13 protein-coding genes are annotated in these 12,734 nt (G+C 62.5%); 8 read left to right on the top strand and 5 right to left on the bottom strand.

The features are described 5' to 3' along the window. Positions 1-6 precede the first annotated feature (6 nt). Together ACE1BR_RS12215 and ACE1BR_RS12210 are read left to right on the top strand one after the other, a co-directional pair. On the top strand, positions 7-1,014 hold the full coding sequence (locus ACE1BR_RS12215) for an ABC transporter ATP-binding protein (RefSeq protein ID WP_374870608.1): 1,008 nt from the start codon (positions 7-9) through the stop codon (positions 1,012-1,014). A gap of 39 nt (positions 1,015-1,053) precedes the next feature. Further along, entirely contained in the window at positions 1,054-1,707 is a 654-nt protein-coding gene (locus ACE1BR_RS12210) for an HAD family hydrolase (protein ID WP_374870606.1), read from the top strand. Between the two features lie 108 nt (positions 1,708-1,815). Here ACE1BR_RS12210 and ACE1BR_RS12205 read toward each other — a convergent pair whose 3' ends face one another. Then, entirely contained in the window at positions 1,816-3,444 is a 1,629-nt protein-coding gene (locus ACE1BR_RS12205; RefSeq protein ID WP_374870604.1) for a diguanylate cyclase, read from the bottom strand. An 83-nt stretch (positions 3,445-3,527) separates the two neighbouring features. Between ACE1BR_RS12205 and ACE1BR_RS12200 the strand changes: the two genes are divergently transcribed. After that, on the top strand, positions 3,528-3,968 hold the full coding sequence (locus tag ACE1BR_RS12200) for a DUF2214 family protein (protein WP_374870602.1): 441 nt from the start codon (positions 3,528-3,530) through the stop codon (positions 3,966-3,968). Positions 3,969-4,040: 72 nt separating this feature from the next. Then, a complete protein-coding gene (locus tag ACE1BR_RS12195; protein ID WP_374870600.1) occupies positions 4,041-4,940 on the top strand; it encodes a DMT family transporter in 900 nt (299 codons plus the stop codon). 66 nt (positions 4,941-5,006) lie between these two features. Here ACE1BR_RS12195 and ACE1BR_RS12190 read toward each other — a convergent pair whose 3' ends face one another. From ACE1BR_RS12190 to ACE1BR_RS12180, 3 genes are all read right to left on the bottom strand, one after another. Then, the gene (locus ACE1BR_RS12190; RefSeq protein WP_374870598.1) at positions 5,007-5,633 is read right to left on the bottom strand and encodes a glutathione S-transferase family protein; all 627 of its coding nucleotides are present in this window, start codon (positions 5,631-5,633) and stop codon (positions 5,007-5,009) included. A gap of 106 nt (positions 5,634-5,739) precedes the next feature. Next, positions 5,740-7,008, bottom strand: a complete 1,269-nt coding sequence (locus tag ACE1BR_RS12185; RefSeq protein WP_124241464.1) for an O-acetylhomoserine aminocarboxypropyltransferase/cysteine synthase family protein — start codon at positions 7,006-7,008, stop codon at positions 5,740-5,742. Positions 7,009-7,159: 151 nt separating this feature from the next. Continuing rightward, positions 7,160-7,336: a hypothetical protein gene (locus tag ACE1BR_RS12180; protein WP_374870596.1), complete on the bottom strand. Its 177-nt coding sequence runs from the start codon at positions 7,334-7,336 to the stop codon at positions 7,160-7,162. A gap of 100 nt (positions 7,337-7,436) precedes the next feature. Here ACE1BR_RS12180 and sgrR point away from each other — a divergent pair, with 100 nt between their 5' ends. Genes sgrR through ACE1BR_RS12165 form a run of 3 tightly spaced genes read left to right on the top strand, consistent with a single transcriptional unit; the run spans position 7,437 to position 10,345 of the window. Then, on the top strand, positions 7,437-9,155 hold the full coding sequence (sgrR, locus tag ACE1BR_RS12175; protein WP_374870594.1) for an HTH-type transcriptional regulator SgrR: 1,719 nt from the start codon (positions 7,437-7,439) through the stop codon (positions 9,153-9,155). A gap of 50 nt (positions 9,156-9,205) precedes the next feature. Then, on the top strand, positions 9,206-9,601 hold the full coding sequence (locus ACE1BR_RS12170; protein ID WP_374870592.1) for an acyl-CoA thioesterase: 396 nt from the start codon (positions 9,206-9,208) through the stop codon (positions 9,599-9,601). Between the two features lie 30 nt (positions 9,602-9,631). After that, positions 9,632-10,345, top strand: a complete 714-nt coding sequence (locus ACE1BR_RS12165; RefSeq protein WP_374870590.1) for a hypothetical protein — start codon at positions 9,632-9,634, stop codon at positions 10,343-10,345. Positions 10,346-10,452: 107 nt separating this feature from the next. Here ACE1BR_RS12165 and tyrS read toward each other — a convergent pair whose 3' ends face one another. Continuing rightward, entirely contained in the window at positions 10,453-11,718 is a 1,266-nt protein-coding gene (tyrS, locus tag ACE1BR_RS12160) for a tyrosine--tRNA ligase (RefSeq protein ID WP_374870588.1), read from the bottom strand. Positions 11,719-11,875: 157 nt separating this feature from the next. Here tyrS and ACE1BR_RS12155 point away from each other — a divergent pair, with 157 nt between their 5' ends. Then, complete coding sequence (locus ACE1BR_RS12155) at positions 11,876-12,709, top strand: helix-turn-helix transcriptional regulator (protein WP_374870586.1); 834 nt, start codon at positions 11,876-11,878, stop codon at positions 12,707-12,709. Positions 12,710-12,734: the final 25 nt, after the last annotated feature.

Raw genomic sequence — 12,734 nt, 5'->3', positions numbered from 1 at the left:
ATCAACATGTTCCATCTAGAAGTGAATCAACTGCACAAATCCTACGGCGACACCAAAGTGTTCGAGGGGATCGAATTCGGCATCCGCAAGGGAGAGCTGGTGACCCTGCTCGGCCCCTCCGGTTGCGGCAAATCCACCCTGCTGCGGGCGCTGGCGGGGCTCACTCCGGTGGATGGTGGGCAGGTGCGGGTGGCCGGTGAGGACATTACCTGGCAGGAGCCCCAGAAGCGGGGCATCGGCATGGTGTTCCAGAGCTATGCGCTGTTCCCCAACATGACGGTGTGGGACAACGTCGCCTTCGGCCTCAAGATGAAGCCCCAGCCGGGGCGGGAGCTGGCAGCCAGCGTGAAAGAGGCGCTGGAGCTGGTGGAGCTGACCGGCTTCGAGCGCCGCTATCCGGGGGAGCTCTCCGGCGGTCAGCGCCAGCGGGTCGCGCTGGCCCGGGCGCTGGTGGTACAGCCGCGGATCCTGCTGCTGGACGAGCCGCTCTCGGCGCTGGATGCCCGCATCCGCCGCAGCCTGCGCCAGCAGATCCGCGAGATCCAGCAGCGCCTTGAGCTCACCACCATCTTCGTGACTCACGATCAAGAGGAGGCGCTCACCATGTCGGATCGGATCTTCCTGATGAACAAGGGATCCATCGTCCAGAGCGGCACGCCGGAGGAGATCTATACCCGTCCCGCCAGCGAGTTTGTGGCGAGCTTTATCGGTAACTACAACCTGCTCGGCGCCGAGCAGGGCAAGTCGCTGTTCGGCCCCCGTTTTCAGGGCAAGCTGGCGCTGCGACCAGAGTCCATCACTCTGCTGCCCGCAGGGGCGACCAGCAGCGAGCCCTGCCTGCCCGGCATCGTTCGTCAGCAACAGTTGCTCGGCAACGTGATCCGCTATCAGGTGGAGTGCGAGGCGGGGCTGTTGACGGTGGATTGCCTCAACCGCTCGGCTGGCGCTCTGCTGGCCACCGGTAGTGCCGTGACCCTGGCGGTGGCCCGGGATCAACTCTGTGAGGTAGCATGACGCCTCGTATCATTTTCGTTGTTACCGCAAGGAGCCCTCATGGCACTGGCACTGTTTGATCTGGACGAGACCCTGATTGCGGGGGATTCCGCCAGCCTCTGGCTGGAGTACATGGTGGCCGAGGAGCTGGCCCCGGCGGGCATGATCGCCGAGGAGCAGGGGATGATGTCCCTCTACCATCAGGGCAAGATGGACATGCACCAGTACATGGCCTTCACCCTGCAACCGCTGGCGGGCAAGACGCGCCAGTGGCTCGACTCGCTCTGTAGCCGTTTTGCCGAGCAGGTGCTGCGCGAGCGCATCTACCCCGAGGGGTTGGCACGTATCGAGTGGCACCGTCAGCGCGGCGACGAGCTGGTGCTCATCTCCGCCTCCGGCGAACATCTGGTGGCCCCCATGGCGAAGATGCTGGGGATGGGTCACTGCGTCGCCATCCTGCTTGATGAGGAGGAGGGGATGCTGACCGGCCAGACCTGTGGCGCCCTCAGTTTTCGCGAGGGCAAGGTGGCCCGCATCAACCAGCTCTTTGCCGGGCGGGAGCAGCTCTGGCAGGGGAGTTTTGGTTACAGCGATTCTCACAACGATCTGCCCATGCTGCGGGCGGTGAGCCATCCCTATGCGGTCAATCCGGCCCCTGCGCTGCGCCAGCAGGCCGAGGAGCTGGGCTGGCCGGTATGGGAGTGGCAGCACTGAACTGCGTGATCACTCCGGCTTAAACGCGGCAAGAGCAATGATAAAAACCAAGAGAGAGGCGATGGCCTCTCTCTTTGTTTTGGTGTTCCGCTGGCATCACCCTTCCACTTAATGGGCATGCCGTCGAGTCTGATCGAGGTGAGGAGGGGGGTCTTCGTCCATCAGGTCGCTGACACGGCTCTGGGGGAAGCAGATGCGGTTTTTCCCTTCCCGCTTGGCTTGGTAAACTCCGCTGTCAGCCAGCTCCACCAGCGCCTTGGCCGAGAGTCCGGAGTGACTGAAGGCCACCCCGCCGCTGATGGTGACGGTGAGACCGGGTTCGCGCCACTCAAGCTTTTCGACCGCGAGCCGGAACGTTTCCAGCAGGGAGGCAATCTCGCTCATTTGCGTTTCCAGCCGGAAGACCAGCACCAGCTCTTCGCCACCGTAGCGACAGAACCAGCCCCACTGGTCAAACAGTTGCATGCCCAGCTTGCTCACCCGCTTGAGCACCACATCTCCCGCCTGGTGACCATAGGAGTCATTGACCCGCTTGAAGTCATCCAGATCGAACATCACCACTCCGAACGGGGTACCACTGTTGATCTGCTTTTGCAGGCACTCGTCGAAGAAACGGCGGTTGTAGAGGCCGGTGAGCTTGTCCTGATTGGCTTGCAGCCGGATCTGGGCAAAGTCCTGGGTGGCGGCATCCATCTCTTCATAGACCTTGGCCAGCTCCCGCATCCGGCTACCGTGATAGGCGATACCGCCGGAGCGGCTGGCGCGGATCAGCAAGGTAATCTCCCCCAGCATGCGGCGGAAGTAGCGTGCCCAGAGCAGGGCTAACAGCAGATAGAGAATGCAGGCGAGCCCGATCATCAGTTGCACGTTGATCGAGACGCTGTCGATCACCTGCTGCATGCTGGCGGTTGGCTCGATGCTGAGCAGGATCCAGCGCTGCTCGGGAATGCGGTTGTAGGCGACCATCTGGCCGCTTGCCTCATCGAGGAAGAAGCCCTGATCGCCCTTCATCCGTGCCAGCCATGTGGGGTCGGCCAGCGGTTTGAAGACGCGGGTGCGGTCCGGGTGGGCCAGCACCAGACCTTCGTGGTTGACCAGCATCTGGTAACCCCGCCCGTCATGATAATCCGCACCGCGTTTGTTGTTGAGCCAGCTGGCGAGCGGGGTGAGCTGGGTATCCAGTGAGAGCACGCCAACCCGCTTGCCCTCGGGGTTGAGGATCACCTTGGCGACGGCCATGGTCAGAGTGCCGAGGGTGTAGTCGTAGTAGGGGTCGGTAAAGACGATTTGGCCGGGATGGCTGGATGCCAGCAGATACCAGGGGCGAGTTCTGGGGTCAAACTTGTCGTCTGCCTGCCAGGAGGGGTGGATCAGCATCTGGCGCTGCTCGGTGCCGACATAGACGTAATCGAGCTCCATCACCTTGTGGTAGGCCTGCCATGCCTGCAGGTAGTGCTCACTGTTGCGGATTTGCTGGCCGCTAAAGTCCTGATAATTTACCTGCTGATAAATGAGCGTAAACTGGCGCTTGAGCGTCTCAAGATAGGGTTCGAGCAGGGTGTGCAGATACTGGGTATTGCGAGCCACCAGATTCTGTTCCTGCTCGTGGCGCAGAGTGCGTTCCATATGCAGGTAGTAGATGCTACCGAGCAGCAATACGGGGATAAAGAGCAGGAGGAGGCCCAGCCGCATGCGGGTGATCAAAGACCAAGTGTTCTTGGGCTTGCCGGGGGACATGAATAAATCCTTTTCAGCTCGGGTGACACCAGCATATATGATGCTGACCTGCTCGTCTAAAGGCAGAAAATGAGAATATTCAGATGCTGAATCAGTCCATGCTCTTCATGGCTCACTACGGTGCCACAGGTGTGCTGATCCTGGCTCTCTGTGTTGAGTATATGATTTTTCGCCACGGCCTGACGCTGGTTCGGGTCAGGCGTTTGTTGCTGGTGGACGGGGTCTCTGCGTTGGCCCTTTTTTGCATATTTGTCACCGGTTGCCTGCTGGCTGTCGAGCATGCCGGAAGCGTCGCCCTCCTCTTGTCCCACCCTGCCCATGGTCTCAAGATCGGACTCTTTCTACTGATGGGTTGCACCCTCGATTATCCCAGTCGCCTCTTCTACCGCTGGCGTCGCTCCCTGCGGTTGGGGCGGGCGCCGATGATCTCCATTCAGCAGCAATTCCGGGTGATCTGGATCCTGCGTGGCAATTTGTTGCTGCTTGCCCTCTTTGCTCTGCTGGTAAAACATCCGTCGCTGTGAAGACAAGAGGGTGGTGAGACGGGTATCTTGGACAAGATAACCCCTCACGTGCCGATTTAAGGATGAATCGCCATGCGTTCCAATCTGATGTTGCTGATGGCTGCCACCATCTGGGGCATGGGCTTTGTCGCCCAGCGTCTCGGGATGGATCACATGGGGCCATATACCTTTAATGGCCTGCGCTTTCTGCTCGGTGCCATCTCTCTGCTGCCGCTGCTCTGGTGGCTCAAATCCCGACAACCTGTTGCTGTCACGGGCGATCATCGCCAACTGCTGACCGGTGGTGTGCTGGCCGGGCTGGTGCTGTTCTGTGCCGCCTCCCTGCAACAGGTCGGGCTGCTCTATACCACGGCCGCCAAGGCGGGTTTCATCACCGGGCTCTACATCATTCTGGTGCCTGTACTGGGGCTGTTGTTGCGCCATAAGACCGGTACCAACACCTGGATTGGCGCCCTTATCGCGCTGGCCGGTCTCTATGTGCTGAGTGTGACCGACGACTTCTCCATCGGTTTTGGCGATCTGCTGCAGGTGATCGGCGCGCTGTTCTGGGCGATCCATCTGCTGCTGGTGGATCACTACTCCAACCGGGTGGCCCCCATCAAGCTGGCTTGCGTGCAGTTCGTGGTCTGCGGTCTGCTCAGCCTTGTCACCGCGTTCATCATCGAGACGCCGACAGTGAGCGGTGCCGTAGCCGGTTGGCAGGCGTTGCTTTACGCCGGGTTGGTTTCGGTGGGGGTTGGCTACACCCTGCAGGTGCTGGGGCAGCGCGGTGCCCATCCGGCCCATGCCGCCATTATCCTCAGTCTGGAGACGGTATTCGCCGCCGTCGGGGGCGTATTGCTGCTGGGTGAAACGCTGGACGAGCAGACGGTGGCGGGCTGTTCGCTGATGCTGGCGGGGATGCTGATCTCCCAGATCCGGCTGCGCTGGTGGTGGAAGGCGCGTAGGGACAAGGTGCCAGTGACCAAGTAAACAGCGCTTTGTCTGCATAACAAAAACGCCCCGACTGTCGGGGCGTTTTGCATGGTGGTGGTTCGGTCAGGTGCGTTGATCCAGCTCGCGCTCCAGCTCTACGGCCTTCAGGCGGGCCGGATGGGTATTGAGGCGTTCCCAATAGGATTGCAGGTGCGGGAAGTGGGCCAGCTGGCCGCTCTGCGCCAGCATATCCACCAGGAAGGAGTTCATGATGTCGGCGCCGGAGAGGCGATCCCCCACCAGATAGTGGCGGGTTGCCAATACCTCGTTGAGGTAGCCCAACACCTTGGCACACTCGGCCTTGGCGTAGTCCGGCAGGAAGCGCATCGGGCTGCCGTCCTTGCGCACGAACATGTCGAGCAGCAGCGGCAGGATGCCGGAGCTCTCGGCGAAGTGGAGCCACTGCAGGTATTCGGGATACTCCGGGCTATCTGGTGTCGGAGCCAGCCGCTCGGCGGCGTAGCGGGCGATCAGATACTCGGTGATGGCGCCCGACTCCGCCAGCACCCGGCCTTCCAGCTCGATGACCGGCGACTTGCCGAGGGGGTGAATAGCCTTGAGCTTGGGCGGTGCCAGAAAGGTGGTGGCATCGCGCTGATACGCCTTGATCTCATAGGGCTGGCCCAGCTCTTCGAGCAGCCAGATGATGCGTTGGGAGCGGGATTTGTTCAGGTGGTGCAGGACTATCATAACGACCTCGATTCGGTGGCAGGATGGGGTGTACGAGCGGGCGAGGGGGGCGGTTCACCGGTAGCTAAAAAAGAGCGGGCTGATGCCCGCTCCCTCGTTGATTGACTTATGCCTCCAGCGCCTGATCCAGGTCCGCCAGTATGTCCTCGATCGCCTCGATCCCGACCGACAGCCGGATCATCTCCGGTTTCACGCCTGCCTTGGCCTGCTCTTCTTCGCTCAACTGGCGATGGGTGGTGGAGGCGGGGTGGCAGGCCAGCGACTTGGCGTCGCCGATGTTGACCAGTCGCTTGAAGATCTTCAGCGCATCGTAGAAGCGCACGCCTGCTTCATAACCCTCCTTCAGGCCGAACGAGAGGATGGCCGAGGGGCGACCGGCCATGTACTTCTCCGCCAGCAGGTAGTGCGGGTGCCCCGGCAGACCGGCGTAGCTGACCCAGGCCACCTTGGGGTGATGCTTGAGGTGGTTGGCGACCCGCAGGGCGTTGTCGACGTGGCGCTCCATGCGCAGGCTCAGGGTCTCCAGCCCCTGCAGCAGCAGGAAGGCGTTCATCGGCGCCAGCGCCGCGCCGGTATTGCGCAGCGGCACGGTGCGTACCCGACCGATAAAGGCGGCCGGGCCAAAGGCCTCGGTGTAGACCACCCCGTGGTAGGAGGGCTCGGGTTTGGTCAGTTGCGGGAAACGCTCGGCATGATCCGCCCAGGGGAACTTGCCCGAGTCGACGATGACGCCACCCAGCGAGTTGCCGTGGCCGCCGACATATTTGGTGAGGCTGTGGACGACGATGTCAGCGCCGTGCTCGATGGGTTTGCAGAGCACCGGGGTGGCGACCGTGTTGTCGACGATGAGCGGCACGCCGCGGGCATGGGCTGCCTTGGCCAGCGCGGCCAGATCGACGATGTTGCCCGCCGGGTTGCCGATGCTCTCGCAGTAGACCGCCTTGGTCTTGTCGTCGATAAGGGCGGCGATGGCTTCGGCGCTGTCATCCTTGGCGAAGCGCACCTCAACGCCGAAACTCGGCAGCATGTGGGCGAACAAGGTGTAGGTGCCGCCATAGAGCTGAGGTGTGGAGACGATGTTGTCACCGGCTGCGGTCAGCGCCTGAATGGCATAGGTGATGGCGGCAGAACCTGCCGAGACCACCAGTGCGGCGATCCCCCCTTCCAGCGCGGCCATCCGCTGCTCCAGCACATCGTTGGTGGGGTTCATGATGCGGGTGTAGATATTGCCCGGCACCGCCAGATTGAAGAGATCCGCCCCGTGCTGGGCGCTCTCGAACTCGTAGGCCACCGTCTGGTAGATGGGTACGGCAACGGCTTTGGTGGTGGGGTCGTTGGTAAAGCCGTGGTGCAGGGCCAGGGTCGCATCTTTCATCACACACTCCTTGTTGGATGTTGCTTATGGCAGTTATAGATGGATAGACGTCCAATCTATCAGGCCCGTGGCCGATGTAAACAGCAAGATCCGGCAAAGCAATGTCGCCCGCAGGGGATGCGTGTCCCGATGGCGGGCAGGTCTGTCGCACTTAGAGGCGACGGCGATACTCCTTGTCGTCGATCTGGTTCATATCCCACTGCATCAGGCGGTTGAGCTGGCTCATGGGATCTTCGATAAGTGGCAGCGGGCGTTGCAGGATCCGCTTGAAGTAACGGCGCAAGGTCTGCTGGATCCGGTTCGGTTTGCGGGGGTTGGCGTGGCTCATGATGGTACTCCTCTGCGGTGGTTCTCACGTTCGCCAGCAGTATTGAGCTAAAATGAGGAAGTAAAAACTGATGACTTACAGCAACAGGATTTCCTCTTTTATGCCGACCGGTCGCCTCTACCAGCAATTTCAACGACTCGCCCAGCTGCTTGGCAGCGATGAGCGGGAGATCAGTCTCGCCGAGGTGGCGGATCTGCTCTGCTGCACCCCGCGCAACGCCCGTCTGCTGCTGCGGCGGATGCAGGATCAGGGCTGGCTCAACTGGACAGCGGAAGCGGGGCGGGGGCGGCGCTCCCGGCTCACTCTGCTCGACAGTCAGGAGAGCCTGACTCGGCGCCGCTTGCGGGATCTGCTCAGTCAGGGCCAGCTGGCGCAGGCGGTGCGGCTGGCGGAAGATCGCCTCGATCTGCTCACCCCGCTGCTGATCGAGCAGCTCGGTCAGGCCACCCGCGAGGGGCGCCAGATCCTGCGGGTGCCCTACTATCGGCCGCTGCCACAGCTGCTGCCCACTGGCCCGATGCGCCGCTCCGAAATCCACCTGAGTCGCCAGATCTTCAACGGCCTGACCCGGCGAAATGAGGAAAATGGGGAAATCGAAGGGGATCTCGCCCACCATTGGGAGTGTCTGGGCCCCTGCCACTGGCGCTTCTATCTGCGTCCGGCGGTCCGTTTCCACCACGGCCGCGAGCTGGTGGTGGAGGATGTGATGGAGAGCCTGCTGGCCCTGCGGGATCGTCCGCTGTTTTCCCATCTGGATCGGCTGGAGAGCCCCTGGCCGCGCACGCTGGATCTCTATCTCGACAGTCCGGATCCCTGGTTGCCCCACCTGCTGGCCGAACCGGTGGCGACCATCTTGCCGCGGGAGCTCAAGGAAGAGGCGGGCTTTGCCCTGCAACCGGTCGGTACCGGCCCCTACCGGGTCGCAGCCAACGATCCGCTGCATCTTTGTCTTGCGGCATTCGATGACTACTTCGGCCTACGGGCTCTGCTCGACGAGATCGACATCTGGATGTTGCCTGAGCTGGCGGAGCGACTGGAGACCCACCTGCAGCTGGGGCGCGACAGCCCGGAGCTGGGCACCATGCGTGGCGAGTCGGAGCTGGAGTCGGGCTGCTATTTCCTGCTGCAGGATGATCGTTCCGGATCCTTGCAGGATCCCGCCCTGCGGCAGTGGCTTGGCCAGTTGCTCAATCCGGTGGCCCTGATGGGGCGGGTCGCCCCCGAGTTGCAACGGGGCTGGACCAGCGCCCTCGGCCTGCTCCCCCACTGGCGCGAAGCGCTGCCCGCGCCATTGCCCACACCGGCGCAGTTGCCGAGGAGACTGGTGCTCGCCTGCTTCAACCAGCATCTGGAGTTCAACGAGTGTGCCAACGCCATGAGCAGCCTGCTAGGGTCGCAGGGAATTGAGCTGGAGGTGCGTACCCTCGATTACGGCCGCTGGGTGAGCGGCGAGGATGAGGATGTGGATCTTTGGCTCGGCACCCTCAACCTTGAGCATGAGGGACCTTTTGCCCCTTACGCCTGGTTGCAGGGCACCCCGCTGCTGCGCAAGGTGTGGGCCAGTCAGTATGAACTGTGGCAGGGACTGACGCAGTGGCGTGCCTGCGGCGAGGATCCGGGGCCGCGCGCCCTGCTGGCAAGTGCGCAGCAACAGGGCTGGTTTATGCCGCTGTTTCACCACTGGCTGGAGTTGGAGAGCCGCACCGGCGTGCACGGGGTGCGGATGACGGCGCTCGGCTGGTTCGATTTTCGCAGCGCCTGGCTGCGGCCCGAACTGGTTAGTCCGGCACAGAGCGATGGCGGGGAGCTTGAGTCCTGATGCCGGGCGCGTTAGCCTGAGCGCGGTTTCACGACAAGGAGTCACCAGCCATGCTGGAAATGCAGATTCAACCCCGCTTTCAGGAGACAGATGCCCTCGGTCACATCAACAACACGGTACCGGCGGTCTGGTTCGAGTCGGCGCGGGATCCCCTGTTCCGGATCTTTTCGCCCGAGCTGGATGTGCACAACTGGCACCTGATCATCGCGGGCTACACGGTGCAGTTCAAACGGGAGCTGTTCTACGGCCAGCCGGTCACTATCAAGACCTGCGTGCGTCGCATTGGCAGCAGCTCCTTCACCATCTGGCAGGAAGCCTGGCAGCAGGGGGAGCTGGCCGTCACCGGCGAGACGACCCTGATCCATTTTGACTATCGGGCACGGCAATCCCTCCCCCTGAGCGAGGCTCACCGGGAGGGGCTGCGAGCCTGGTTGATAGAGAGTTAACTCTGGCCTTTCGGCCAACACAGGACACATATGCGCAATACCGTGATCGCCCTGAGCCTCGGCTTGGGACTGGGGCTCTGCTCCCAGCCTTCCGTGGCAGCAACGCTCGCCGAACAGTTCTCCCTGATGGAAAAGGGGGCCGCCAGTGCTCTCGATACCCGTCTCTTCAGCCACGACGGCGTTGACATTAAGGCCTGGGTCGATGGCGCCCCCGTCATCATCGCCGTGCCCATCATGAACGAACTGGGCAAACTGGAGGGAGAGAGCCGCTACTACTTCAAGGGGGGCAAGCTGTTCGGGGTGAAAGAGCCCGCTGCCCAGTTCGCCTTTGACGACAGTGGCAAGCTGACCCGGTGGCTGGACGAAAAGGGTCAGCCAGCCGAGTTCGTCAGCAAGATGAGCATGCAGCAGCGTCAGGAGTGGCTCACCAAGCGGGCCGCCGAGCTGAGCAAGCTCTTTGCTCCTGGCGCTGCCGAGCAGCAGGCGGCCAAGGGTAGCGTCAAGCTCAAGGGGGCGGATCTCGCCCACTGGCTCTGCAACAGCAAGCTGATGGAGCTGGCTGGTGGCGACAAGGTGATCTTCGAGCAGGAGAAGCTGAAGATTGGTGAGCAGGGGATCGCGGGTGATGTTTCTTTGCGCCAGGAGAAGGGTTGGCAGGAGCTGAGCCTCAAGTGCGAGGTGCAGGGCACTCAGGTGACCCGCGTCACCTGGCAGCCGCTGCCGGGAGCCAACAAGCCGCAATAAGCGCAGCAGCAAGGGGGCCCATGACGGGCCCCCTTCTCATTCTGCTCTTGGACCTCTGCCGATTCTGCTCCGCGAGCCAGAGACCCAGCTCGCTGGCCAGTTGCGGCTTATTGCCACGTCACCAACCGGTACTGCTTTTTGCCCCGACGCAGCAGCAGGTAGCGGTCAAACAGCCGATCAGCGGTAGTCAGTTGCTCATCCTGCCGGATCTCGCCGTTTAGGCTGATAGCACCCGCCGCCAGCAGCTCGCGGGCGATGCGCTTCGAGTTGGCCAGACCACTCTCCACTAGCAGGGTCACCAGATCGATCTCGCCACTGACGGTGCTGCTCGGCATGCCATCCTGCGCCAGCTGGGCCAGATCGCTCTCACCAAGGCGGGCCACATCGCCGCTGAACAGCAGCTCGCTGATGCGCCGCGCCGCTGCAAGCGCCCCTTTGCCGTGCACCAGTTCGGTCAGCTCGTTCGCCAATACCTGTTGCGCCTGTTTACGCCCGTGCCGCTCGGCATCTTCCGTTTCCAGTTCGGCAATCTCGGTCAGCGACCTAAAGCTGTAGTAGCGCAGGAAGCGGTAGACATCCTCATCTGCGGTGCCGAGCCAGAACTGGTAGAAGGCGTAAGGGGAGGTGAGCGCCGGATCGAGCCAGACCGCGCCACCCTCGGTCTTGCCGAACTTGGTGCCGTCTGCCTTGGTGATGAGGGGCAGGGTCATGCCATGCACCTGCGCCTGATGGAGGCGGCGAGTGAGATCCATGCCACTGATGATGTTGCCCCACTGGTCGTTGCCGCCAATCTGCAGGGTGCAGCCGAGCCGCTGGTGCAACACTGCAAAGTCGTAGGATTGCAGCAGGGCGTAAGAGAACTCGGTGAACGAGATGCCCTGATCCGGACGGGCCAGTCGCTGGCGCACCGACTCCCGCGCCAGCATGGCGTTGACCGAGAAGTGCTTGCCGATATCCCGCAGAAAATCGAGGGCGGACATCTGCCCCATCCAGTCGCCATTGTTGACCAGTTGCGGGGCAGACAGGCCGTCGTCGGCGGGCAGCAGCGCCCTGATTTGGGCCGACAGGCTGGCGACCCAACCTTGCACCGTGTCGGCACTGTTGAGGCTGCGCTCGGTCGCCTTGAAGCTGGGATCGCCGATAAGGCCGGTGGCCCCGCCCACCAGTGCCACCGGGGTGTGGCCCGCCAGCTGGAAGCGGCGCAGCATCAGCAGTGGCACCAGATGACCGATATGCAGACTGCCAGCGGTGGGATCGAACCCGCAATAGACGGTACGCGGCGTGGCGAGGTGGGAGGCCAGGGCCGCCGGATCGGAATTCTGGGCCACAAGGCCGCGCTGGCTCAGCTCATCGAGCAGGTGGGGGTTGATCATGGGTTCTCCAACAGCAGGGTGAAAGCCGTCATCCTCGCCGTTCTAGCTGGTGGCGGATATGTCCCCTGAGGGACAGTTTTGCCACTCTCGTGCTAGCATCAACCTATCGTGGGGCGATGCCCCGCCACCGGAAATCCACCGCCATGACTCAACTATCATGACCCAGCCACTCTCTACTGATGCCCTGACCCGCAGCATGACCGAGGTGGTTGATGCCCTGCACAGCAGTGCCTTTGCGGCGGCGCTGGTGCGCTTGATCCAGCAGCAGGTGGCGTTTGATTGTGCCCTGTTGCTCGGGGTGGGGCAGCGCCCTGTCTACCTCTACGACAACCTGAGCCATCAGCGGGCTCTGCTGTTTGATCGCTACCTCACCAGCCACTTCAGTCAGGATCCCTTTATGCTGGCGCTGGAGCAGGGCTTGCCTGCTGGCGTCTGGACCCTGGCGCAGGTCTCCCAAGGGCGGCTTGACCCCGAATATCGCCATCACTTCTATCAGGCCACTGGCTGGCAGGAGGAGGTGGGGCTGATCCTGCCGGTGCGGGATGGACTGACGCTGATGCTGTTTCTCGGTCGCCTCGACAAGCGCAGCACCCTGAGCCAGAGCGAGCTGGTGAAGCTGGAGCAGCTGTTTCCACTGGTGCACTCTCTCTGTCGTCAGCAGTGGCAGCAGAGCCAGCCGTTGCTGGCCCAAAGCACCATGCTGCCGGACAGCGCCAGCCTCAAGAGTGCGGTGGAGCAGGCGATGGCGAGTGTGGGGGGCGATCGGCTCACCCGGCGCGAGCGGCAGGTGGCGGGGTTGCTGCTGCAGGGGCTGGATACCGAAGCCATTGCCGTGGAGCTCAGGATTGGCAGCGGTACGGTGAAGAATCATCGCAAGCACCTCTACGCCAAGCTGCGGCTCGGCTCGCGGGCCGGGCTGTTCAATCTCTTTCTGAACCACCTCATTACGACACAGGTAGAGATATCGCAGGCGTCATCGGGAGATAGATAACGCGAGCCCGCCATAGGGCGGGCCA

Source organism: Aeromonas sp. MdU4 (assembly GCF_041929505.1).
Lineage (GTDB): Bacteria > Pseudomonadota > Gammaproteobacteria > Enterobacterales > Aeromonadaceae > Aeromonas.
The sequence above is the reverse complement of the archived record's forward strand: the minus strand, read 5'-3'. Positions and strand labels throughout refer to the sequence as shown.